The following is a 25,488-nucleotide window of genomic DNA, read 5'->3' as shown; positions in this document are numbered from 1 at the left end:
CCTCGATTGCTAAATAATCGCCGCGAGGAAACATTGAGCTCAAGGCACAGCAACTGTTTCCCGCTGATTTCGTCAGATGTGACAGATAAACTTTTACACGGTATTTCAGGTCTGTTTCGGTCCCACCGTTGCGACCTCAATCAACCGAAAGGAGAAACATGAGCGATTTCAAGTGGACAGAGCTTGACCAGCGCGCTGTCAACATGTCCAAGGCACTGGCTGCCGATGCCGTCGAGAAGACCGGTTCCGGCCACCCAGGTTCTGCCATCTCGCTCGCACCGATCGTTTACACGATCTATCAGCGCTTCATGAAGCACGATCCAGCTGACCCACAGTGGCTCGGCCGCGACCGCTTCATTCTCTCCGGCGGCCACGTCTCCCTCGTTCAGTACGTGCAGCTGTACCTGTCCGGCTACGGCATCACCCTGGATGATTTCAAGCAGTTCCGTTCTCTCAACGGTAAGCTGACCGGCCACCCAGAGTACGGCCAGATCCCAGGCATTGAAATGACCACCGGCCCACTGGGCCAGGGTCTCGCATCTGCTGTTGGCTTCTCTTATGGCCAGCACTATCAGCGTGCACTTCTCGATCCAAAGGCTGCTCAGGGCACTTCCCCATTCGACCACAAGGTGTGGGTCATCGCTGGCGAAGGCGATCTCGAGGAAGGTGTTTCCTCTGAGGCTTCCGCAATGGCTGGCATCGAGAAGCTCGGCAACGTCTTCGTGATCTTCGATGCAAACCACATCCAGATCGAGGGCGACACCCGTATTGCTCTCGGCGAGGATGTTCTCAAGCGCTATGAGGCTTACGGCTGGTACACCGACGAGGTCTCCTTCGTTCAGCCAGACGGCTCCTACAAGGAGGACGTCGAGGCCTTCGCAGCAGCAGTTGAGAAGGCTGAGAAGGTTACCGACCGTCCACACCTGATCAAGGTGGACACCCTCATGGCTTGGCCAACCCCAGGCAAGACCAACGATCCTTCTGCACACGGCTCCAAGCTGGGCGAAGAGGCCACTGCAGCCCTCAAGAAGGTTCTCGGTTTGAACCCAGAAGAGAGCTTCATCGTTGATGAAGAGGCTCTCGAGCATGCTCGTGAGGTTGCCAAGCGCGGTCTCGAAGCACATGCTGAGTGGGATAAGAAGTTCGAGCAGTGGCGTGAAGCCAACCCAGATAAGGCTGCTCTCTTCGACCGCATGCATGCTGGCGAGCTTCCAGAGGGCTTCGATAAGGCTCTCGACGACCTCGCTGCCACTTACCAGGCTGGCGACAAGGCTGCTACCCGTAAGACCTCTGGTCAGGTTCTCAACGCAATCGCAGCTGTGATGCCAGAGCTGTGGGGTGGTTCTGCTGACCTCGGTGGTTCCAACAACACCACCATCAAGGGTTCTGCATCCTTCGATCCATCCGACGAAGTGACCACCCAGTGGCCAGAAGCTTCCTATGCAGGCCGCGTCATCCACTTCGGTGTTCGCGAGTTCGCCATGGGCGCTGTGACCAACGGCATCCTGCTCGGCTCTGACACTCGTCCATTCGGCGGCACCTTCTTCCAGTTCGCTGATTACGAGCGTCCAGCAGTTCGCTTGGCTGCTTTGATGGATATTCCAAACCTCTACGTGTGGACTCACGATTCCGTGGCCCTCGGTGAGGATGGTCCAACCCACCAGCCAATCGAGCACCTCGCTTCTATGCGTGCAATCCCGAACCTCGAGGTTGTTCGCCCAGCTGACGAGTTCGAAACCCTCGAAGCTTACCGTTACTTCTTCGAGAAGAACAACACTCACCCAACCGCAATGATCCTTACCCGCCAGGGCGTTCCAACCCTGAAGGAGACTGCTGAGAAGGCTCACGAAGGTGTTCGTAAGGGTGCTTACGTCCTCGTCGACACTGAGGGCACCCCAGACGTCATCCTCATGGCCTCTGGTTCTGAGGTTCAGCACGCAGTTGAGGCTGCCGCAACTCTCAAGGAGAAGGGTATCAACGCTCGCGTTGTGTCCATGGTCTCCATGGAGTGGTTCGAAGAGCAGTCTGCTGAGTACCGTGAGTCCGTGCTCCCATCCTCTGTGAAGGCTCGCGTCTCCATCGAGGCTGGCATCGCAATGCCTTGGTACAAGTACCTGGGCGCTTACGGCAAGGCTTGCTCCATCGAGCAGTTCGGCCTGCAGGGCAACGGCGCTGAGAACATGCGCGTCCTGGGCATGACTGCTGAGCACGTGGTCGAAGCTGCTGAGGCTTCCCTCGCTGAGCTCAACAAGTGAGCCACGTTCTTCACACGCTTTCTGAAGAGGCGCTGGTCACAAGGCTTGTGACCAGTTGAGTGAAGAAACGCCCCTCCACGAAAAATTGAAGAACAAAACTTTCTCTCACAGGGGTAGCTTCCCATCGCACAACTTGGGGGCTACCCCGTCGTGAGGGTATGAGAAATTTAGCTTGTTGGCCGTGTAGTTGCGGCCAATTTCAAGGAGGAACTAAATGGCAGAGAATGTCAACACCCAGCGCACCAGCGACAACGGTGTGTCCATCTGGCTCGACGATCTCGATCGCACCCGCATCACTTCTGGTAATCTCCAGGAGCTCATCGACAACTTCAACGTTGTCGGCGTGACCACCAACCCATCCATCTTCCAGAAGGCTCTGGCTCAGGTTGGCCCATACGACGAGCAGCTCAAGGAGCTCGGCCGTATTCCTGTCGACGACGCCATTCGCGAGCTGACCACCACCGATGTTCGTAACGCTACCGACATCTTCCGTGGCGTTGCTGAGGCTTCCGGCTGGGTCAACGGCCGCGTGTCCATCGAGGTGGATCCTCGCCTCGCACACGAGACCGAGAAGACCGAGGAGCAGGCAGTCGTCCTGTGGAACAAGGTTGATCGTCCAAACGCAATGATCAAGATTCCAGCAACCCTCGAAGGTCTGCCGGCAATCACCTCTACCCTTGCCAAGGGCATTTCCGTCAACGTCACCCTCATCTTCTCCATCGAGCGCTACCAGCAGGTTATCGACGCTTACATGAAGGGCATGGAGCTCGCTGCTGAGAACGGTCACGACCTGTCCAAGATGCAGTCCGTGGCATCCTTCTTCGTCTCCCGCGTCGACACCGCTGTGGACAAGATCCTCGAAGAGATCGGCACTGACGAAGCTAAGGCTCTCGAAGGCAAGGCTGCTGTTGCTAACGCACAGATCGCTTACGAGCTCTTCCTCAAGAACTTCACCAACAACCCACGTTGGGATGCTCTGGCAGCTAAGGGTGCTCACGTTCAGCGTCCACTCTGGGCTTCCACCTCTGTGAAGAACCCGAACTACAACCCAACCCTCTATGTTGACTCCCTCATCAACAAGGACATCGTCAACACCATGCCAGAGAAGACCCTCAAGGCCATCTCCGAGCAGGGCAAGGGCACTGTTTCCATCACCGAAGAGTCCATCGCTGAGTCTCACAAGGTTATGGACTCCCTCAAGGCTCTCGGCGTCAACATCAAGGATGTCACCGACAAGCTCGAGGCAGACGGCGTTGCCAAGTTCATTGCTTCTTGGGATTCCGTCATCGAGGATGTTCAGAAGGGCATTGACCGCGTGAACGCCTGAGTTTCTGCGACGCGAAGGTTGGAGTAAATACTTAAGCTTCTTCTTGTGAGTTTTCTCAGAGAAGCTTTAGATTATCACTTCGCTGAATCGAAACTGACGAGTTCAAAAAATCCCGGTTACCTCACGGTAGCCGGGATTTTTGTATCTCATCGCGCGAACTGATCACTGAGCGCTGTTAGTCTTCGCTGATCACTGCGCGCTGCAACTGCGCTGTATCAGTGCACGCCTCTCATTCTTCACAGTCACTTTTCACTGTCACTCTTTGCTGGGAGCACTGGAGTCAGAAGTGTTCTCCTGGCGATGAAGCACAGTGGTAATCTCAAGCGATGCGTCAGCGAAACCAGAGCGGCGAATGGCCGACGAGCGCGTCACAAAAACGACCAAGCCAAGGGCAGCCCACGTGCCGACAATGCTCCACGCCTGAGCGTTCAAATAGCCCGGAGAAGCCGGAACCACCAGCAAAGCGAGCAACGCCACCGAAATGAGCGCCGCTGCACCAATCGCGACCATGCCACCAGGCACCTTGTACGGGCGAGGCATGCTCGGGTGCGTCACGCGCAATCGCCAGCAGGACAGCGCGACCATCTCGATGCCGATGATGAAGGCGAAAGCCGTCACTGACATGATGACAATCAGGAACGAGCTCGGCAGCCACGGGCCGACTACTGAGAGCACGCCAACAGCGAGAATCGCCACCCAGGGCGTGCCAGTGCGCTTGCTTACGCGAGCGAAGACATGAGGAATCTGGGAGCGCCTACCCATCTCAAAAATCAGGTGTGCCACTGCGGAGAAGAAGCTGTTGAGCGGGCCAACGGGCGAGAGTGTAGCCACGATGAGCAGCGGGATCGACAGCCAGCTCACCAGCGTCTTAAAGGTCGCGACGACAGGAAGTTTAGTGGCGATGAAGCCCGACCACGGGCCCAGCGAAGAGAAGGCGAAAAGGGCGATGATGTAGAAGGTTGCAGCGCCGAGAATAGAGCCGACCATCGGCCAGGAGTAGCGCTCCCAGTTGAGGTCGTCCTTCGCCTCCTCCACCGACTGTGGAATGGTTTCAAAGCCCGTGTAGAAGCTCGGTGTGATGGCCAAAACCGCGAGCACGCCGGCCCAGAAGCTCGTCACGCCGGTGCTCTCCCCTGCTGCCGAGCCCGACTCCCTGGCGCTGACCTGGTGGAAGGCTGGCATGAGATTATCAGTGCTGCCATGAAACAGCGCGATACCGGCAATCGCAATGACGGTGGCGATGAGAATCCAGACGATGGTTCGGCTCAACTTTGCCGACAGTTTGGTACCGCCCAAGTGAAGAGCCGCGAGGCCGAGTGCGATGAGCGAGGCGATCAAGGACGGGATTACGTTGATGCGCGTGCCCAGCACTGTGTAATGCAGGGCGTTGAGCCAACTCATCTGTGGCATCGACCCCCAAATGATGGAAATATAAGTGGCGATAGCCAGTGCTTCCCATGGCACGATGATGAGGTTGCCCAGCATCATGAACCAGCCGACGAGGAAGCTCGGGATATGGCCGAAAGCCATGTCCACATAGTCCACAATTCCGCCGGAAACAGGGATTGCTGCGGACAGTTCAGCGTAAATCCAAGCGAAAGGGACGAGCAGGAAAGCGCCGAGCAAGAAGGCAATGATTGCAGGGATAGGTCCGCCGCCAGTGATAATCCAGTCACCCAAGAGCATGAGCCAGCCGGTACCGACGATGGCAGAGAAGCCCAGCGAGAAATAGTCGAAGAGACCGAGAGAATGGTGCAGGCCAGAGCCTTTGCTCTGACCTTCCGCTCGTGCCGCAGAGCTTGCTGCGGCTTGAGCAGCCTCAATGCTGAGGTTGCTTGCCTTGCGATGGGAGGTGGAGGGCATAGTTACCTTTCTGGGCCATGCGCACTGCGCTCAACTGTGAGGCGGGACAGTGTGTCGAGTGGCGCTGTGTCAGGAATACGAGGAGCACGAGGAACTCGAGGAAAACTCGCGGACGCCTCAGTCAGACTCGGAGAACTCGTGAAATGGGGTAAAGAAAAAGGCCGCCTACAGGCGGCCTCGCACTCATGTGCAGTCAGAATGAAATCAGATCAGACCAAACTTAGTGAGCAAGCCCAAAGCGATGATCACAGCCACCCACACGAGGCCCACGATCACCGTCAAACGGTTCAGGTTCTTCTCTGCCACGCCAGAGGTGGAGGCAGAAGCGCCGATACCACCGCCGAACATATCGGAGATACCGCCACCCTTGCCCTTATGCATGAGGATGAGCATGGTCAACAAGATGCTCGCCAACACGACAATAATGTCGAGAATAATCTTCACTGCTTGCACAGTTACCTCCGAAAGTCTTGCTCTTTACTGCACTCTACTGTACACGAAACCACAGAAAGAAAAGCGTGAAATCAAAATTTCTTAAGATTATCACTGAGCCATTGCCCAAGTGCTGCTCTGCTGTTGTGCTGTATACGTCTGATTAACGCGCAGTGATAATCTCACTGCTTACGACGCCTGCGGGCCGCCAGCGCAACAATTCTGGCAATCTTGCTGAACTCTTCGGGATCGAGGCTCGCGCCACCGATCAGGAAGCCGTCGACGTCAGGGCCAGCCATGAGGTCCATCGCATTCGCCGCTTTCACCGAGCCACCATAGAGAATACGCACATCATTGGCAACATCCTCATCAAAAGCTTGAGCGAAGTGACGCCTGATTGCCGCAGCAGCATCTTGAGCATCCTGAGGAGTAGCAGAAGCTCCCCTGCCAATAGCCCAAACAGGCTCATACGCAACAAGCATACGGCGAGCCTGGCCTGCAGAGAGGTCGCGCGTCACGTCAGCAACCTGGTTGGTCGCGTAGGTGAGCTCAATGCCCTGGCGACGCTCCTCAAAGCTCTCTCCCACGCACAAAATCGGCTGCATACCAGCGGCTAAAGTGGCGCGAACCTTATCGACCAGGTTGACGTCATCTTCGGGATGGTACTTGCGCCTCTCCGAATGGCCGATGATAGTGTACGAGCAGCCCAGCTTTTCCAACATTTCTGCGGAAACATCTCCGGTGAAGGCGCCGCCACTCATCTCAGAGACGTTTTGTGCACCAATTTTGATTTTCATGTTCTCGGATTCGACGAGAACTTGGACCGAGCGAATGGAGGTGAAAGGAGGCATGATGGCGATTTCTGCGTCGTCAAAGTCGTAATGCGCGTCTCTGAGCAGCCATGCGAGCTTCTGCATGAAGTAGGTAGCTTGAAAATGATCGAAGTTCATCTTCCAATTACCAGCGACGAGCGCAGTGCGAGCCATGCATCCTTCTTTCGTCTTTCGCATGAATGCCAAACTCTCGTTTGTTAGCAGCTTGGCTAGCTTGCTACAGAATGCCGTGAGATTATCAGTTGTCTTCTGCAGCAGGCAAAAGAAGGCGGCTCAGTGGGTTGAGCCGCCGAGAACCTGCAGTGAATTTCACCAAGTTCACTGTCAATCTCAATGTGTTCTCACTGATGTGATATGAGTGTGAGCTCAGTCGAGAACCTTGAGGCCAGGAAGCTCCTTGCCCTCCAAGAACTCGAGGGAAGCGCCACCACCAGTGGAGATGTGAGAGAACTCATCATCCTTGAAGCCGAGGTTACGCACTGCAGAAGCAGAGTCGCCACCGCCGACGATGGTGAATGCGCCAGCCTTGGTGGCGTCAACGAGGCCCTGAGCCACAGCCTTGGTGCCGGCTGCGAAGCGTGGGAACTCAAACACACCCATTGGGCCGTTCCACACGACGGTCTTGGAGTCGACGATCTTGTCGTGGAAAAGCTTCTGGGACTTTTCAGCAATATCCAAGCCCATCTTGTCAGCTGGAATCTGGTCAGCTGGGACGGACACTGCTGGGGAGTCAGCAGCGAACTTATCAGCAGCCACAACGTCGACTGGGAGAACGAGCTCGACGCCGTTCTTCTTTGCGGTCTCCATGTAGCCCTTGACGGTGTCAATCATGTCCTCTTCAACGAGGGACTTGCCGATTTCGTAGCCCTGAGCCTTGAGGAAGGTGAAGAGCATGCCGCCGCCGATGACGAGGCGATCAGCTTTGTCGAGCAAGTTCTTGATGACGCCGAGCTTGTCGGAGACCTTGGAGCCACCGAGAACGACGGTGAATGGGCGCTCTGGGCTTTCGGTAGCGCGAGAGAGTGCCTTGACTTCCTTCTGGATGAGCAGGCCAGCTGCACTTGGCAGAATGGTTGCGACATCGTAGTCGGAGCCCTGTGCGCGGTGAACCACGCCGAAGCCGTCGGAAACGAAGACGTCAGCGAGCTTGGCGAGCTTCTCAGCATACTCGTGGCGAACAGCCTCATCCTTGGAGGTCTCTTCTGGGTTGAAGCGCACGTTCTCGAGCAGAACGACGTCGCCATCCTTCATGGCTGCAACCTTGGCCTGAGCATCCTCACCATAGGTGTCATGTGCGAGAACGACGTTCACACCCATGAGCTCACCGAGGCGGGCAGCAACAGGAGCGAGAGAGAGCTCAGGAACAACCTGGCCCTTTGGACGGCCGAGATGAGCCATCACGATGACCTTGGCACCCTCATTGTGCAGTTCGGTCAAAGTTGGGAGTGCAGCACGAATACGACCATCATCAGTAATCTTCGTGCCATCGAGCGGGACATTAAAATCGGCGCGCACCAAAACGCGCTTGCCGGAAAGATCACCGAGATCCTTCAGAGTCTTCATATTTCATCCTTTCATCCGAAAAATCGGAGGGTAGCTCACGTGCAACCGTTGCTAATCTTAGCATTTACGCCCGCCAGCACAGCGAAAAGTACGGCGAAGAAAGTCTCGCGAGGAAAGCGCGGCAATGAAAGTAGAAAGCCGCAACCCTGAGGCTGCGGCTTGTCATGTGTGTTGCGCCTAGCGATGCAGTCAGTGTTGCGACTTACTCGCTCTGCTGTTCAGCGCGCTGAGCTTCCACCCTGTCACTCAACTGGAAAAGACGACGAATGCGGCCAGCAACAGCATCCTTGGAGATCGGCGGGTTGGACAGACGGCCCAACTCCTCCAGAGTTGCATCCGGATGGTCGAGACGCACCTGGCCTGCAGAACGCAGATTCTCTGGAATGTCATCGCCCAGAACCTCGAAAGCGTGCTTCACCTTAGCAATAGCCTCAACAGCAGCCTTGGCCGAACGACGCATGTTGGCGTCATCGAAGTTAGCCAAACGGTTTGCCTTACCACGGTGCAAGCCATCTTGACGCTTGCCCGACCAGTCGCGCGAAGTGCGACGAGCACCCATGAGTAGCAGCATGCGCTCAATGTCAGCAGCGTCGCGAATATTGACGCGCTGAGAGTTGCGATAATTGCGAATCTGTGCGTTGACGTCGAGAAGCTTGGCGAGCTTGACCATGTCGATGGCCGACTGGTAGCCCGGGCAGATGATCTCGAGCATGGATGCGCGACCTGGGTCAGACAGTTCACCATGAGCGAGGAACGCACCACGCCATGCCGCCTTGGCAATCTCCACTTCTCCAGTGAGCAAGCCATGAGGAAGGCCGAGCACTGGCTGCTTCTTGTTGGTCAGAAGGCCAGTTTCCAAAGCCAGCGGGCCACCCTGCTGCATCACGCGAACAGAAAAACGCGTCAAGTCGCCCAAAGGAGACTGGTGATGCACTTGCAGCAGCTCGGTATCATGGTGATACACGTTTTCAATGGTGTTCGAGAGCCATTCGGCGACAGACTGTTCGGCGAATTGTGCTTCGATCACAATATGACGCTTCACAATGTGCAGACCACCTGCGAAACGTATCATGGCCGAAGCTTGAGCACGAACTACAGCTTCAGAATCCGAAGTGTAAGAAACAAGCTCATCCTTCACGTCGTCAATAAGCGCCACGACCACTCCCCACATACGTGACCGATTTCACGGTCATTTGTCACGAAATCAAGAATCGTTGTCGGCAAGTCTGTCTGCGACTCGCCACGAACTTCTCAGTAGTCTTACTTGAGTGTCTGGACTTTTGCGCCCAGCCTCAGCCAGCTTTCCCGCTCATTTTTTCTGCTGGTCAAAACTGTGAAATTGCTGAAATTTCCCGGCGTTTCGCACGCGAGCCTTGCAATCTCTCACATCGCTTGAGATTATCACTGCGCACTTCTTCCCCAGCTCAGATTCATTTATTTTCCTCTGAGGGTAATTTTTGACAGTATGCAAAAAATGCGGTGCGAGGCTACTTCCCGGCCGATGCGTTTTCCATGAAGAAGTCGCACGCATCCTTAATGCCGACTGCTAATCTCACGCGATCGTGGACTGCTGGCTTTCCGGTCATATTGAGCCGGCGACGAATTACTGCCGTCGACGCAGGAACGCGAAGTGACGACTCACCAGGCTGTTGCGGGCCAGCGACAATAGCGTCCACCGGCAAATCTTGAGAGTAGCGAGCAAAAGCGTCCAACTGGCCTTGCAAAGTCAGCCCGCGAGTTTCAGCATCGGAGACCAGATCCATTATCAGAATCTTTTTCGCCGCACTCTTGTGCAAAGCTTCGCGGATGCGTGGAACCATCACGTGCACCAGCAGCGAGGTGTACCAAGAGCCTGGGCCGAGGGTGACGAGGTCCGCCTCTTCGATGGCTTTCACCGCTTCCTCAAAGACGGGAGGATCACTCGGGCTGATATGCATGTCGAGCACTTGACCGCTGGTTTTCGCGATGTTGCGCTGGCCGGTGAGCGTGTGCACACTGCCGTCGGCAAACTTGACTTGCGCAGTCAGGTCGAGAGCAACACTCGCTCCTGGCACCACTCGCCCGCCGATTCCCAGCATTTCCTGGACAGTGCGGATGGAGCGCATGGTATCGCCGCCGGTTCGCTGGTATTCCGCCGTCATGATGAGGTTTCCCAGCGAATGGCCGTTGAGCGGGCCTGCTGACACGAAGCGGTGCTGCAAAAGATTAACAACGCCACTTTCTCTGGCCTCTTGCGATGCCAGAGCGGACAGTGCCATGCGAATATCGCCTGGTGGAAGGATTCCGGGAAACTCTTGGCGCAGGCGACCAGACGAGCCACCGTTGTCGCCGACGCAGACGATTGCAGTCACATCGTTGGTGAGCAAGCGCAATGCTTCCAAGGTGGCATGAAGGCCGTGGCCGCCGCCCAGCGCGGCAACTTTAATATGGTCGCGGTGGTGTGCTGGCCATGCGGCGTGCACTTGTTGCGGATCGCCCGTCAATAGGCTGAGCGGTGCGGGAGGAAGTGCGGGGTTGACCACAGGGATGGTGGTGGTGCATTGCGGATCACTCATGAGCGCCACCTTCCTTCTGTGTGGCGCTGTCTGAGGTGGCGGCGCCTTTCGAATCAGTATCGTCCTTCGAATCGGGGGCGGACTTCCGCTCACTCTTCTGCGCGCTCTGGTAGCGGCCCGCATCGATCTCGCGCGCTGAAACCGTCACTGATAATCCGTGACGACGCAGGGTTTGCGCCAACTCCTGAGCCATCACCACTGAGCGATGTTGACCACCTGTGCAGCCCACACCAATCGTGACGTAATGCTTATCTTCCTTTGCAAACCCGGTGATCGCCGTCATCAAAGCACGAGAATAGTCCGCCAGGAAACGCTGAGCGCCAGGCGAATCCATCACATACTCCTGCACCGGCTTATCCAAACCTGTCTGGCCTTTCAGCTCCGGCACCCAGAACGGGTTCGGTAGGAAGCGCACGTCGGCAATGAAATCAGCGTCCGTGGGCAGGCCGTATTTGAAGCCAAAGCTGAACACATGCACGCGAACAGTCTCCGGGCCTTGGCCGAGCAACACTTCATACAGGCGAGTGGAGAGCTGATGAATGTTGAGAAGAGACGTGTCGATGACGATATCGGCTTCCTTCTTGAGCGCGGTCAGCAGTTCGCGTTCTTCATGAATGCCGTCGATGAGGCGGCGGCCGTGCTGCAGTGGGTGCGGGCGGCGGGCAAACTCGTAGCGTTTGACCAAAACGTCGTCGTCGCAGTCGAGGAAGAGGATGCGCGAGCGTACGTTGAGCTCTTCGAGGTGGTTCATCACTTTCAGCAAGTCGTAGAAGTAGTCGCGGGAGCGCACGTCGATGACGGCGGCCAGCTTGTGGATGGTTGAGCCTGCAGAAGTCATCATATCGACGAGTGGCACGAGCATTTTTGGCGGAAGATTATCAATGACGTACCATCCCATGTCTTCCAAAGCATCTGCCGCGCGGGTTCGTCCTGCGCCGGACATGCCGGTGACGAGGAGAACTTCGAAGGTGGCTTCGGGTGAGCCATCTTCTTCGCTGGGGTCGAATAGCATGCCTTGGCTGGGCTTGTGGTTCACAGTCTCGTCTGTCATTGCTTGTCCTTCCGCACCTGCGGTTATCTTCTAGCTAGCCTAGTCGCACTCTGTAGCCAACACGAGGGCAACAAGTCGACACAAAGGTGACACAGCCGTCACAAGGGTGATTCAGTTGACAAGAGCGCAACGCAGTCGACACGAGCGCGACACAGCGGCACACTATTCGTCGAGTCCCGCCTCGCGTCGCAGTTGTTCTTGTATACTCTGCTCTTGTTCGTCGTCTTTGTGCAAGCTCGCGTAGATGCTCTGCGCTCTGCTTTCTCCGATACCTTTCACATTGATAATCTCGTCCATGCTGGCTTGCTTGAGCTTTTTGAACGAACCGAATGCGCGCAACAGCCTCTTGGCATACACGGGGCCGATGCCGTCAATCGAGTCGAGCTCAGAGTGGATTTCTCCCTTGCGCCGCTTGGTGCGATGGTAGGTGATAGCGAAGCGGTGTGACTCATCGCGCACGCGCTGCAACAAGTACATTCCTTGCGATTGCCGGTTCAAAATGAGCGGGTACTCTTCGTCTGGAAGCCACACTTCTTCCAGCCTTTTCGCCAGACCGCAGACTGCTACATCGTCCACGCCACAGTCGGCAAGGGCTTGTTGGACGGCTTTCACCTGATTAGCACCACCGTCGACGAGGATCAGGTTTGGCTTGTAAGCGAAATGCCGCGGGTTGGTGTCCTGCTGAACAACGTCTTCACCCAGATTTGTGGGGTCGCCAGATTCAGCAGCTTTGGCAATCTTGGCTTGGGCTTCCAACGAGTCACCGGAGTCGCCAGCAATGTTGCCATGTTTGAAGCGGCGAGTGATGGTTTCGTAGACTGCGCTCAGATCGTCGAGAGCACCTTTGCCATCCTTGCCCTTGATGGCGAAACGGCGGTATTCCGAGCGGCGGGCCATGCCATCTTCAAACACCACCATGGAAGCCACTTGGTAGCCGCCACCTGCAGCGTTGGAAATATCGTAGCCTTCGATGCGCAGCGGCGCTTGAGGAAGGCCGAGTTCGCGTTTGACGTCATTCATGGCTTCTTCACGTGCAGCGATATCTGCCGTGCGATGCTGCTTGCTCTGCTTCAAGCCAATGGCTGCGTTCGAGGTGGCGCGTTCGAGAAGGGTTTTCTTGTCACCGCGTTGGGCCACATGAATAACCACCTTCGAGCCGCGCAGGGAGCTCAACCACTGTTCGAGGCGCTCGGTGTCATCGGGCTGAACAGGAACGATGATCTCGGGTGGGATGGCACTTTCCTCACTGAATAGGTCGTCACGGCCAGTCTGGTTCTCCCTCTCCCTTCGCTTCCTCGTCGCCGCTGCTCGTTCGACGGAGGTTTGGGAGCTGAGGTTTTCTGCGGAGGAAACAGCGTCTCTGCGAGTGGTGATGTCGACATTGCCTGACAGTTTCGGTGCAACGGCGTTGATTTCCTTTTGTTCGTCGTCTTCCATCTGTGAGTAGACTTGGGCGATCATGTCGGACATGAGCTGGGAATCGGTGATGTCTTCTACCTTTTCCACGCTCCAATTGCGCTCGCCGCGGATGGTGCCGGAGCGCACGAAGAAAGCGTGAACGCTCGCTTCGAGTTCGTCACCTGTGAGGCCGAAAATGTCGCAGTCGACGTCATCGGAGAATACGACGGCGTTTTCTTGTACGACGTTTTTCATGGCTGCTGCTTGGTCGCGCAGTTTGGCTGCTTTTTCAAAGTCGAGGTTGCTGGCGGCTTCTTTCATCTGCGCGGTGAGGGTTTTAATGTACTTCTCCCCTCGCCTGCCGGTGAGAATGGAGGTGAGTTCGCGCATCATTTCGCGATGCTCTTCCAGCGAGATTCTGCCGACACAGGGTGCGGAGCATTTGCCGATGGAGGCGAGCAGGCACGGCCTTCCGCTCATTTGTGCGCGATGCAGGGTTGCTGGAGTGCAGGTGCGCACGGGGAAGGTTTTGAGAAGACTATCCAGCGAGTTTCTCATATCCCACACTTTGGTGTACGGGCCAAAGTAGCGGGTTTTCTTCGTATTTTTTGACCTCGTCACCCAAATACGCGGGATTTCCTCACCAAAAGAGACGGCGAGGTACGGGTAGGTTTTATCGTCGCGGAAGACGACGTTAAAGCGTGGATCAAACTCTTTGATCCACGTGTATTCCAAGGTGAGGGCTTCCATCTCTGTTCCCACCACGGTCCATTCCAAAGATCGAGCGGTCAGAACCATGTTCTGCGTTCTGGGGTGCAGCTGGTTGAGAGGCTGGAAGTAGAAGGTGAGACGGTTGCGAAGGTTTTTCGCCTTGCCCACGTAGATGACGCGCCCGTTCGCATCACGCCACTTGTACACTCCCGGGTTGGTAGGAATATCCGAGGTGTTGGGGCGGAACAGGTCTCGCGTATCACCTAGGAGCGGTTCCCCGTTGCGGTTGAGGTTGGGGTCGCCGGTGGGGTTTCTGGGCGTGACGATTTCACCAGCATGAGCAATATCACCTACTGCTGGTGCTGGTGTGTTGCGTCGGGTGGGGCGAAAGCCTTCTTCGTCACTCATCGTGATGGACCTTCTCTAAGAAGAAAGAATGCGACTTTTCTACTTCAGCAGGGTCAAGCATGGGTTTCAAGTACTTGCCCGTCCAAGAGTGTTCATCCTTACTCACCTGTTCTGGGGTTCCTTGAGCCACGACAGTTCCACCACCGGAGCCACCTTCCGGGCCGAGGTCGATAATCCAGTCAGCGGATTTGACGACGTCGAGGTTGTGTTCGATGACGACAACGGTATTACCCTTGTCCACCAAGCCTTGGAGCACGACGAGAAGCTTGCGCACATCTTCAAAGTGCAAACCGGTGGTTGGCTCGTCGAGAATGTAGATGGTTCCACCGGTGGAGCGACGCTGAAGTTCGGTAGCGAGTTTGACGCGCTGGGATTCACCGCCGGAGAGTGTGGTGGCGGACTGGCCGAGGCGAATGTAACCCAAGCCCACGCTCACCAAGGTGTCAAGGTAGCGGGCGATGGACGGGTAGCGGTGGAAGAACTGAGCTGCTTCAGAGATTGGCATATTGAGCACGTCAGCAACATTCTTGCCATTCCACTTAATATCCAAGGTTTCGCGGTTGTAGCGCGTTCCGTGGCAGACTTCGCATTGCACGTAGACGTCTGGCAGGAAGTTCATCTCGATCTTGATGGTTCCATCACCGTGGCAGTTTTCGCACCTGCCGCCCTTGACGTTGAAGGAGAAGCGGCCTGGACCATAACCGCGCACTTGAGCTTCCGGAGTTTTAGCGAACAGGTCGCGGATTTTATCCCACACACCTGTGTAGGTTGCTGGGTTTGAACGTGGTGTTCTGCCGATTGGCGTTTGGTCAACATGAATGACCTTGTCGAGCTGGTCGACTCCTTCGACGCGCGTGTACTTGCCTGGCACGATGCGAGCTCCATTGAGCTTGTCGGCGAGCACTGGGTACAAAATATCGTCAATCAGAGTGGATTTACCCGAGCCGGACACACCAGTGATGCAAGTCATCACTCCCAATGGCAGGTGGACGGTGAGGTTTTTCAGGTTGTTTTGACGAGCTCCCACAATGGTGAGTTCATGCGTCCTGTCAATCTTGCGCCGTGTTTGTGGTACGGGGATGCTGCGCCTACCAGTCAGATAGTCGCCAGTGACGGACTTGGAGGCTCGGGCGATGCCGCGGGCAGGGCCGGAGTAGATGATTTCTCCGCCGTTTTCGCCGGCTCCTGGGCCGACGTCGACCAGCCAGTCTGCCTTTTCCATCGTCTCTTGGTCGTGTTCAACGACGACCAACGTGTTGCCCAGGTCGCGCAGTTTATCGAGGGTGGCGATCATTCGCGAGTTGTCGCGCTGGTGCAGGCCGATGGATGGCTCGTCGAGAACATACATCACTCCTACGAGGCCAGAGCCGATCTGGGTGGCCAGGCGAATGCGCTGTGCTTCACCGCCAGAAAGTGTTTTCGCCGCCCTGGAGAGGGTGAGGTAGTTCAGGCCCACATCGTTGAGGAATTGCAGGCGAGAACGGATTTCCTTGAGAACTTCGCTCGCAATTCGCAAGGCGGAACCGCTGAGCTTCAGCGAGTTCACCCAAGCAAGCTCTTCACTCACGGGCATATCGCATACGTCGGCGATGGATTCGTCAGCGACGGTGACGGCGAGAACTTCCGGCTTGAGCCTCTTGCCGTTGCACACGGGGCATGGAATTTCACGCATGTAGGACTCGTAGTATTCGCGCATCTGCTGCGAGTCGGTTTCGTCGTGGCGACGCATGAGCGAGCGAATGACGCCCTCGAAGCCGGTGGAGTATTCGCGCATACGGCCCCAACGGTTGCGGTAGCGCACTTCCACTTTGAAATCGTGACCGTAGAGCACGTTATGGCGCTGCTCTTCAGACAGCTCTTCCCATGGGGTGTCGAGGTCGAGGCCAGTCTCTTTGGCGAGACCTTCCAACAAATGCTGGTAGTACTCGGTGGTGGTTTTACCGCCCGACCATGGTTCGATGGCACCTTCCCTCAAACTCTTCGAAGGGTCAGGGATGATGAGCTCCGGGTCAATTTCCAGCTTAAAACCGATGCCCGTGCACTCAGGGCATGCACCGTAGGGAGCGTTGAAGGAGAAGGTTCGCGGCTCAATCTCTTCCAAGGAGAGAGCGTGACCGTTCGGGCATGCGCGATGCTCGCTGAAGGGTTGACGACGGTTCGCAGAATCTTCCGGCTCATCGACAAAGTCAGCGATGACGACGCCGTTGGACAGGCGCAGAGCAGTTTCAATGGAGTCAGTCAAACGCTGCTGGACGGAATCTTTGACGACCAGGCGGTCGACGACGACTTCGATGGTGTGCTTCTTTTGCTTGGTGAGCTTGATATCGCTGTTAAGCTGTTGCATCTGCCCGTCAATGAGAGCGCGGGCGAAGCCCTGGGCGCGCAGGTCACGCAGTTCTTCGACAAACTCACCCTTTTTACCGCGCACAACGGGGGCAAGAAGCTGGAAGCGAGTGCGCTGAGGGTAGTCGAGCAGCGTATCGACCATCTGCTGTGGGGTTTGAGCCGAGATGAGAGAGCCGCACACGGGGCAGTGAGGAACGCCGGTACGGGCGAAGAGAAGACGCAGATAATCGTAGATTTCGGTGATCGTTCCGACGGTAGAGCGCGGGTTGCGGTTCGTGGTTTTCTGGTCGATGGAAACAGCTGGCGAGAGGCCTTCGATTTTGTCCACGGCCGGCTTGTCCATTTGACCGAGGAACTGGCGGGCGTAGGCCGACAGGGATTGCACGTAGCGGCGCTGACCTTCGGCGAAGAGGGTGTCGAATGCTAGGGAGGACTTACCCGAGCCAGACAGACCGGTGAACACGGTGATGGCGTTACGCGGGAATTCGAGGTCCACGTTCTTCAGGTTGTGTTCGCGCGCACCTTGAATGGTGATTTTGGCGTCATTGGGCACGTGGGAAAGGTCGGTCACCACTGTTCCTGGCGCCGATTTCACGCTTTTCCACTCGCCGCTGGGGTTGAGCCGTTGGAGCATAGCGGAGGATGTGATCTGCACATCCTGCTCGGAATGCTCAGCCTTCTGGGCGTTTTCAGAATTGACCGTGTGCTCAGCCTGATCCTGCACTGTCACCGTACTTCTCTCCCCTCAGCCTTCTCGTTTCTGTCGTCCTGAGATTATCACGGAGGAATGAGCCCACAGTGATAATCTCTAGAACATTTGTTCGATATTTTACCTGATGCGCGCAACCAACACTCGTCACCTCAAGGCCGTTCGCCCTGAGCTCAGTGCCCACCACCAAGCTGCCAGAAATTCGGCAGATGCTGGAAACGAGGAACATCCTTCCAGTCAACGGTAAAACCAGCACCATGCGCGCAAAACACCGAATCCGGAGTATCCTCCCCGCCCTCCATCGGGTCGTACTGGGCGGCTTCAACAACAGATTCTTGGTCGTCGACAGGAGCTGAAGAGGCGAAAACACAAGAGAAACTGCCTTTGCCCTGCGTATAGGCGCGAACTTCCCTCGCATACCCGCGCATTTGCGACACCGGAGCCTCGCCCTCGACTACAGCAAAGCCAGCCCCAAAGCCAGCAGCTCCAGCACCACCCGAGGCACCAGCACCACCGCTTACGCCAGCACCACCAGCTGTCGCACCACCTGGCATCTGCGGCGGATCCATCCTTCCATGCATGCGCTCCACATCGCTCATCGCACGGCCCAGCTGCTCGACGGGCACCTCCAAACGGAAGCGATACCACGGCTCCAGCAACACGCACGCCTGCTGCTGCTTCAAAAACATCAGGCCTTCGCGAACTGCACGATAGGTGGCCTCACGAAAATCTCCACCCGACGTGTGCTTAATATTGGCCGCACCTCCCAGCAGGGTGATTTTCACATCGGTCAGTGGCGCGCCAAGCAGCACTCCCTTATGCATTTTCTCGGCAAGATGGTGCATGATGTCGCGCTGCCAGTGGGGTGCCAAGCTGTTGGCTGGCGTCGCGTTCCTCAAACTGATTCCACTGCCCCGTGGGCCTGGCTCGAGCAGCACGTGAACCTCGGCATAGTGGCGCAACGGCTCAAAATGACCCACTCCCTCGATGGGCTTACTGATCGTCTCTTGGTACACGACGCCCGCATCTTCACATTCCACGGCGAGGTGGTATTCGTCGCGAAGCCGTTGGGTGATAGTTTCGAGCTGGATTTCTCCCATAATGCTCAGTTCGACGCGCTGGGCAGTCTCATTCCAAATCACGTTGAGCAGAGGGTCTTCCTCGGCCAGTTGTCGCAGCGCAACAAGAACGGCATGGTCGTCGGCTTGCTCGCCCGGGGCTGGGTGGGCAGAATAAAGCAGCACTGGCCTCACGCTTGCTGGTGCGCAATCAGATTCACACCCCAAACCCTGCCCTGGCCACGTTTTTTGTGGGCCGACCAGGGTGCACACGTCTCCTGCTTGCACGCTCGAGACTGTGGTGAACTTGGCGCCGTCGTATACGCGAATTTCGTCGACTTTTTCGCCCTGCTCGTCGCCTTGTTTCAGCCAGTTGGTTGCCGATTCGAAGCATTCGCCTCCAGCCTGCCCGCCACTCACCCTCGCGGCTTGGTGCTTCACTTCCTGCTTGGCTGCCAACTGCCCGCTGGTCACGCGCACCCAGGTAAGGCGCAAACCCTTGGAATCATGCGAAATTCGGAAAACTCTCGCCCCAAACTCGCCCTGGTGTGGCCCTAGATTATCACTGCTGGAAAGCTCTCCTTCGCCACTGATTCCCTGCTGTGGAAATCTTGGTTCGGCCAAGTGTGTGAGCAAGGAAAGCAAGCGCGTCACACCTTGCAGATGCAAAGCGGAGGCAAAGAGAACGGGGACGAGCGCGCGGGTGGCGAAAAGCTCGCGCACCACTTGCTCGTCAAGGCTGCCATCGTCGAGGTAACGCATGAGGAGGCGATCGTCGAGACCCGCCAACTGCTCGGCCGCCTCAGAAGTGAGGTAATCGGCAAGCCCAACGACAGAAGAATCATGCTCGCCATCAACCTCCGTCGAAGCTCCACCCCGTGGCACAACATCGTCCGGACCGCCGTAATCAATGCACTTTTCGCCCAGACGCGCCTGAATATGCGCGAGCAGCGCCGCGCGATCAAAGCCTGCAGTGTCAATCTTGTTGACGACGAGGATTGTCGGAATGCCCAAGCGAGCCAGAATCTGCCACCACAACAAGGTCGTCGCCTCTACCCCATCAGAAGCCGAAACCACCAAGATTGCCACGTCGAGAACAGCCAAGGATTGCTCCACTTGGTCCGCAAAATCGATGTGGCCAGGCATGTCCAGCAGCGTGATGGGCTGGCCGCGGTAATCCAGCTGGGCTTGGTGGGTGAAAATCGTGATGCCGCGCTGCTTTTCCAGCTTTTCGGGGTCGAGAAAGGAGGTGCGCTCATCGACGCGGCCCAAAGATCGCAGCGACCCGGCCGTGTAGAGCAGGCCTTCGGAAAGCGTGGTTTTTCCTGCGTCGACGTGAGCCATCAGGCCGATGACCAGCGGGCGGCGAGGCTGTTCAGCAGTTTTTCTGAGGGGCAAATTCATGGCTTCCACTTTACCTTTTCCTCTCCATCTCAGCGGTTGATCGGCTTGTCTACGCTAGCTTTGCCGGCCCCGAGTGCTGGTACTCTGGAGGCCATGAATCACACATCCTCATCGTCTACTCCGCTGCTGCGAGTGCGCAATGCTCATTACGCCGTCGACCACCCTCGCGAGGGCTCGACGGTACATGTTGAGGTGTTCAATGATCTGTCCCTCGACGTCTTCCCCGGCGAGATTATCGACATCACCGGCCCTTCTGGCTCGGGTAAATCGAGCTTTTTGGAGACTATCGCTCAGCTTCGCCCGCACGGCACAGCAACTTTGGAGCTCGACGGTGTTGCCGCTAGCACCATGTCCCCGCAGATGTGGCGTAGGCAGGTGGCTTATGTGCATCAAAAAGCCATTCTGACGGGCAACACCGTTCGTGAGGCACTGCTCATGCCCTGGTCGCTGCAAATCGCGCATCATAACGGCGCCACTCGCCCTACCGACCAACAGCTTCGCGAAGGCTTGGATGCCTTGCTCTTGCCCGATGTTGAGCTGGAGCGCGAAACCGCTTCCCTCTCCGGCGGTCAGCTGGCCCGTGTGAGCCTGCTGCGTACCCTTCTCACCCGCCCGCGCGTGCTGCTGGCTGATGAGATCGACGCCGCTTTGGACGATGAGTCGGCGCACACTGAAGGCGAGTATGTTGCTCGTTTGGCCGCCGACTTTGGATTATCAGCACTGCGTGTTCGCCACCGTGCTCCTGATGGCTTCGCCTCACGAACGCTGCTGCTCGACTCCACCGGCTTACATGTAATGCCTGTACACGATTCGACTTCTGAGGAGTAAAGAGGATAATTATGGCCACACTTTCGCTTCTCACACCCCTTGCCGCACAGGCAACACTTACTGCCCAGCCGACTCTCGCAGCCCATGCAACTCTTGCCACCCGGTCCAACGGACTGCAACCGGCAGGAACCTACATCGTTGACCAGTGGGGCTTGCTGGTCGCGCTTGCCATGATTCTCGTTGCCGCAGCAATCTCCTGGGCTCTCAGGCTCGAAGTAAGCAAATCCCTGCTCTTCTCCGCAGCCCGCGCCGCCCTCCAGCTGCTCGCCATGGCTCTCATCATCCAGTGGGTCATTCAACAAAACAACGTGATCATTGTTTTCAGCTTGGTCGCTCTCATGATCGTCGGCGGCGTGCAAATCACGATTTCTCGCGCTAAAGGCATCCCTCACGGCATGGCTTTACCTGTTTTCCTCACCCTTCTCATCACAACCCTGCTCATTATGGGCATTTTGGTGGAGGCCGTCATTCGCCCACGCCCCTGGTACTCGCCGCAGGTCGTCATTCCGATTACCGGCATGATTTTGGGCAATACGGTGTCAGCTACCGCTGTTGCTATGTCGCGCTTCTATGAATCCATGCGCTCCCGAGCCGACGAGATTGACATGATGCTCGCCTTGGGCGCCACCCCATGGGAGTCCTCGCGAACCTCGGTTCTCTCCGCAATTCGCCTGGGAATGTTGCCGACGGTGGCCACTTTGGCAAGCTCTGGTTTGGTGTTGATCCCTGGCATGATGGCAGGTCAGGTTATCGCAGGCCTTGACCCCCGTGGAGCCGCCGCTTACCAGCTGGTCATCCTGTACGCGCTGGCTTCCTTGACCCTCACCTCGGCGTCACTGATCTTGCTGCTGATTTACAAGACGAGCTTCACCTCCCGAGACCAGTACAGCCCTGTCACTTCGGACAGCCGAGTCAGCGTCTTTGGTAATCTCAAGCCTCGCTCCTAAAGCATTTCTCCAGATTGTCAGTACAGTAAAGGCCTCGCGACAAAACTAAAGCCTGTCGCCTGGCCTTTTTCTACAGCGTAATTTTGTAACTGATGCCTTCTTAACCATCTTTCTTCGTTAAGATGAAGGGTGGATCACTTACTGTCCGACTTCAAAGGAGAATCATGGGTCAGAAGGTCATCGTCATCGGTGCAAACCATGCCGGTATCTCCGCTACAACGCATGTGTTGGACCTCGATAAGGACGCACAGGTTCACGTTTTTGATGCCGATAAATATATGAGCTTCCTCGCATGCGGTATGGCTCTGTGGATTGGAAACCAGATCAGCACTGGTGACGGTCTGTTCTATTCCAGCCGCGAACAGTTGGAAGCTGCAGGTGCCAAGGTGAGCACGGAAACTGAGATCACTGGCATCGACTATGAGAAGAAGACTGTCACATACAAGACCAAGGATGGTGAGGAAGGAAGCGAAAGCTACGACAAGCTGGTGCTGGCCACCGGCTCCTCGCCTATCATCCCTCGTCTTCCAGGAATTGACCTGCCTTATGTTCAGCGTGCAAAGCAGTATGAGGATGCTCAGAAGGCTGTTGAACAGCTGAAGCATGATGACAGTGTCAAGACAGTCACCGTTGTTGGTGCTGGTTACATTGGAGCCGAACTTGCTGAGGCTTACCAGCGTGCAGGTAAGAAGGTTATTCTTATCGATGCTCTCGACCGCATTCTGGGAACTCACTTTGATCGTGACTTCTCCGAAGTCATGGCTGATCGCATGCGTTCCAAGGGCATTGAAATTCACCTGGGTGAGCTCGTTCAGCGTTTCGAGGGCGAGGATCGCGTCCGCTCTGTCGTGACCAACAAGGGCACGTATGACACCGACCTGGTGATTATGTGCATCGGCTTCCGTCCGAACACCTCTTTGGCCCGCGGCCACTTGCAGCTGTTCCGTAACGGCGCCATTCTCGTTGACAAGCATCAGCGCACGAGCGACCCAGATGTGTATGCTGTGGGCGATTGCGCTACCACTTTCGACAACTCCATTCAGGCCACGTCCTACATTGCTCTGGCAACGAATGCTGTTCGTTCAGGCATGATCGCTGGCATGAATATTGCCGGTCGCGATATTGAATCCTGCGGTGTTGAAGGCTCGTCCGGCTTGTGCTTGTTCGATTTGAAGATGGTGTGCACCGGCCAGACTGTGGAAACTGCTGCTCAGAGTGGTATTCAGGCTGAACAGGTGGACCTCACTGATACGCAGAAGCCAGCCTTCATGAACGAGGTAGGTGAGAACCCTGAGGTGAAGATTCGCATCGTCTATCGTCGCGATAATCATGAGGTGATCGGCGCTCAACTGATGAGTGAGTACGATATGTCGGCGACCATTCACATGTTCTCCCTTGCCATTCAGGAGCGCGTGACCATTGAGAAGATTGCTCTGAGCGACATCTTCTTCATGCCTCACTTCAACCAGCCTCACAGCTACATCAACGAAGCAGCTTTGCAAGCACTGCGCTGAGTAGCTGAACAGCTGCGCGGCTAATCTGCCGAGTGGCTGAGCGTGAGCGAGCGCAGAGCGTGAACTCAGTTCACCGACTGTGAGCCAAAAAATTTTGGGCCTATCTCCTGCGAGATAGGCCCTTTTCTATGCCCGAAACGAGTAATGTACACAGCGAGCACATCCTCAGATCGGCGCTACACAAAGCGGATGCAAACCAGACGGGCGACAGGAACACAGCGAACGCCCAGCAACAAAAAATGGCGCGTGATGAAAACCATCACACGCCATTCGTCAGTTAATGCTCAAGAACATTCGCATCCTGCAGTGAGACACTGCGCAATGATGAAACTACACTGCGCTTACACCACAAAGCTCATGAAACTCGCGCATCAACCGACTGTACTGAGAGCCTCCCGAGGAAGCTTGTGAGCTACTGGCCGGCTACAATGAGACGCCGGCCAGAACTCGAAACTTGAACTTTGACTCACTCAGTGACGCCAAACTTCTCGAAGTAGTATGGCAGTGGCTTGAGTGCAGAGCCATCATAGGACTCGAAGAACTCTTCCACGCTCATCGGCTTATGGGTGTCCTGATATGCCTGAGACACGGTCTCCACAGCCTTGCCATCCTTCCACGAAATCTCCAGCTCCTCAACTGGCAGACCACGCTTCTTGGTGATCTTGCAATCGAGCAGGACTGGACGGCCAGACTTCGTGACTTCCACAGCCTTATCGAATGCTGGAACCAGTTCGTCCAAAGTACGAACGGTGATGCCAACAACACCCATTGCCTCAGCAACCTTGGCGTAGTCAGCGTCAAGCAGATCGATGCCGGAGAAGTTCATCTTGACATCCTCCTGCTCGGAGCGAATGAAGCCCAGAGCGGCGTTGGAGGTGACGATGTTGATGATTGGCAAGTTGTACTTCACCTCGGTGAGCAGATCCTGCATCACCATGGAGAAGGCGCCATCACCAGAGATGTTGAACACCTGGCGGTCTGGGAAGGCGAGCTTACCTGCGATAGCAGCCGGAACGCCGTAACCCATGGTGGCGAAGAGTGCGGAAATCGTCCACTTCTTATCCTTGGTGAGGTTGAGGAAGCGGAAGGAGTTGATGATGTTATCACCAACGTCGATGCCGTACACTGCGTTTGGATCAGAGACGCGGTTGATCTCGCGATAAATCTGCTCGTACTCGAGTGGACCGTCAGCCTTGTTCATCAGGCCAGTCAGGTATTCCTTCCAACCCTTCATATCCTCAACAGCTGCCTGGTAGAAGCCGCTTGGCTCAGCTGGGGTGCTCATGTCGAGAGCCTTCTGCAAGAAGGCACCCGAATCAGACCAAATACCCATATCCAGGAAGTGGTGACGGCCGAACTGTGCACGCTCGGCGTCGATCTGGACGAAGGTAAATGGATGAGTGCGGTAGACGAGGTTGGCGAATGGGAAGTCAGCGCCCAGTGCGATCACGAGATCAGCAGAAGCGAACACCTCATCAGCAGCCTTGCTTGCAGCACGGTTCAAAGTGCCGAGGTTTGCTGGGAAGTCGTCTGGGACGAGGCCTTTGGCCAAACCAGTGATGGTGACTGGAATCTGCAGCTTCTCGGAAAGCTTCATGAGCAGATCGGCGTTGCCCTTGATACCAGAACCAACGTGGAAGACTGGACGCTTTGCCTTCTTGACGAGCTCGAGGAAGCGGCTCACCTCATCATCGGTTGCCACTGGCAGTGGAGCTGGCTTGTCATCGACGGTGACGGAAGCGTATGGCTCGTCAGGAATCTGAACATAGCCGAAATCGTTTGGAATGATGACGACGGCGACACCACGGTTGCGGTAAGCCTCGCGGATTGCCTTGTCAACGACGTAAGGAAGGCTCTCAGCAGTCATCACGGTGCGGTTATAGCAAGCCACATCGGAGAACATTGGCAGCTCAGAGAACTCCTGGAAGTAGTTGTAGTTCATGTTGGTGTGAGGAACCTGACCAACAAGTGCAAGAACAGGAGCATGATCCTCGCGAGCGTCATACAAGCCGTTGAGAAGGTTCACAGCACCTGGGCCAGCAGAGCCGAAGCACACGCCGATTTCACCAGTCAGCTTGGCATGAGCGGCTGCTGCCAAAGCACCCACCTGCTCGTGACGAATTTGAACGTAGTTAATATTGTCCTTCTCCAAGTCCAGAGCGTTCATGGTGGAGTTGAAGGAACCACCTGGGTAACCATAAACGTTCTTGACACCCCATGCCTCAAGAACCTTGAGCATGGCGACAGAGGCTGGAACTGTCTTCTTTTCTTCAGTCATAATTTCTC

Annotated in this window: 15 protein-coding genes and 1 pseudogene; 5 read left to right on the top strand and 11 right to left on the bottom strand. The window is 56.2% G+C overall.

The genetic code is table 11. From position 1 onward, the window contains the following. The first annotated feature begins 158 nt into the window (after positions 1 to 158). Together tkt and tal are read left to right on the top strand one after the other, a co-directional pair. Positions 159 to 2,255, top strand: a complete 2,097-nt coding sequence (tkt, locus tag AEAE_RS02575; RefSeq protein WP_094689579.1) for a transketolase — start codon at positions 159 to 161, stop codon at positions 2,253 to 2,255. 214 nt (positions 2,256 to 2,469) lie between these two features. Then, positions 2,470 to 3,582 (top strand): transaldolase, encoded by a 1,113-nt coding sequence (gene tal / locus AEAE_RS02570; protein WP_094689578.1) that lies wholly within the window; start codon positions 2,470 to 2,472, stop codon positions 3,580 to 3,582. Between the two features lie 255 nt (positions 3,583 to 3,837). On the opposite strand, the gene AEAE_RS02565 is transcribed toward tal, so the two are convergent. The 10 genes and pseudogenes from AEAE_RS02565 to AEAE_RS02520 all read right to left on the bottom strand — a co-directional run bounded on the left by AEAE_RS02565 (position 3,838) and on the right by AEAE_RS02520 (position 19,913). After that, positions 3,838 to 5,445, bottom strand: coding sequence for an APC family permease (locus AEAE_RS02565; protein WP_094689577.1), 1,608 nt, complete (start codon positions 5,443 to 5,445; stop codon positions 3,838 to 3,840). Positions 5,446 to 5,649: 204 nt separating this feature from the next. After that, entirely contained in the window at positions 5,650 to 5,898 is a 249-nt protein-coding gene (secG, locus tag AEAE_RS02560; RefSeq protein WP_094689576.1) for a preprotein translocase subunit SecG, read from the bottom strand. Positions 5,899 to 6,059: 161 nt separating this feature from the next. Next, on the bottom strand, positions 6,060 to 6,863 hold the full coding sequence (gene tpiA / locus AEAE_RS02555) for a triose-phosphate isomerase (protein ID WP_094689575.1): 804 nt from the start codon (positions 6,861 to 6,863) through the stop codon (positions 6,060 to 6,062). 213 nt (positions 6,864 to 7,076) lie between these two features. Next, positions 7,077 to 8,273 carry a phosphoglycerate kinase gene (locus AEAE_RS02550; RefSeq protein ID WP_094689574.1) on the bottom strand — a complete coding sequence of 399 codons (1,197 nt, stop codon included), beginning with the start codon at positions 8,271 to 8,273 and terminating at the stop codon, positions 7,077 to 7,079. 202 nt (positions 8,274 to 8,475) lie between these two features. Then, complete coding sequence (gene whiA, locus AEAE_RS02545; RefSeq protein WP_094690089.1) at positions 8,476 to 9,429, bottom strand: DNA-binding protein WhiA; 954 nt, start codon at positions 9,427 to 9,429, stop codon at positions 8,476 to 8,478. Positions 9,430 to 9,760: 331 nt separating this feature from the next. Further along, entirely contained in the window at positions 9,761 to 10,828 is a 1,068-nt protein-coding gene (locus tag AEAE_RS02540; RefSeq protein WP_158520474.1) for a gluconeogenesis factor YvcK family protein, read from the bottom strand. 121 nt (positions 10,829 to 10,949) lie between these two features. Continuing rightward, a pseudogene (rapZ, locus tag AEAE_RS02535) lies at positions 10,950 to 11,840 on the bottom strand (RNase adapter RapZ); the annotation flags it as partial. A 201-nt stretch (positions 11,841 to 12,041) separates the two neighbouring features. Then, the gene (gene uvrC / locus AEAE_RS02530; protein WP_094689571.1) at positions 12,042 to 14,396 is read right to left on the bottom strand and encodes an excinuclease ABC subunit UvrC; all 2,355 of its coding nucleotides are present in this window, start codon (positions 14,394 to 14,396) and stop codon (positions 12,042 to 12,044) included. Continuing rightward, on the bottom strand, positions 14,389 to 17,376 hold the full coding sequence (gene uvrA / locus AEAE_RS02525) for an excinuclease ABC subunit UvrA (RefSeq protein WP_094690088.1): 2,988 nt from the start codon (positions 17,374 to 17,376) through the stop codon (positions 14,389 to 14,391). Before uvrA ends, uvrC begins: the two co-directional genes overlap by 8 nt. 248 nt (positions 17,377 to 17,624) lie before the next feature. Beyond that, positions 17,625 to 19,913, bottom strand: a complete 2,289-nt coding sequence (locus tag AEAE_RS02520) for an elongation factor G (protein WP_094690087.1) — start codon at positions 19,911 to 19,913, stop codon at positions 17,625 to 17,627. A 93-nt stretch (positions 19,914 to 20,006) separates the two neighbouring features. On the opposite strand from AEAE_RS02520, the gene AEAE_RS02515 reads away from it, so the two are divergent. The 3 genes from AEAE_RS02515 (at position 20,007) to nox (ending at position 23,202) form a co-directional block, all read left to right on the top strand. Beyond that, positions 20,007 to 20,741, top strand: coding sequence for an ABC transporter ATP-binding protein (locus AEAE_RS02515; protein WP_094689570.1), 735 nt, complete (start codon positions 20,007 to 20,009; stop codon positions 20,739 to 20,741). Positions 20,742 to 20,752: 11 nt separating this feature from the next. Continuing rightward, positions 20,753 to 21,688 (top strand): ABC transporter permease, encoded by a 936-nt coding sequence (locus AEAE_RS02510; protein ID WP_094689569.1) that lies wholly within the window; start codon positions 20,753 to 20,755, stop codon positions 21,686 to 21,688. Positions 21,689 to 21,852: 164 nt separating this feature from the next. Next, the gene (gene nox, locus AEAE_RS02505; protein ID WP_094689568.1) at positions 21,853 to 23,202 is read left to right on the top strand and encodes a H2O-forming NADH oxidase; all 1,350 of its coding nucleotides are present in this window, start codon (positions 21,853 to 21,855) and stop codon (positions 23,200 to 23,202) included. 466 nt (positions 23,203 to 23,668) lie between these two features. Here the strand turns inward: nox and spxB are convergent, their stop codons facing one another. Beyond that, complete coding sequence (spxB, locus tag AEAE_RS02500) at positions 23,669 to 25,480, bottom strand: pyruvate oxidase (RefSeq protein WP_094689567.1); 1,812 nt, start codon at positions 25,478 to 25,480, stop codon at positions 23,669 to 23,671. Positions 25,481 to 25,488 lie beyond the last annotated feature (8 nt).

Source organism: Aeriscardovia aeriphila, from assembly GCF_002259595.1.
GTDB lineage: Bacteria > Actinomycetota > Actinomycetes > Actinomycetales > Bifidobacteriaceae > Aeriscardovia > Aeriscardovia aeriphila.
This window is presented reverse-complemented; position numbering and strand designations above follow the sequence as displayed.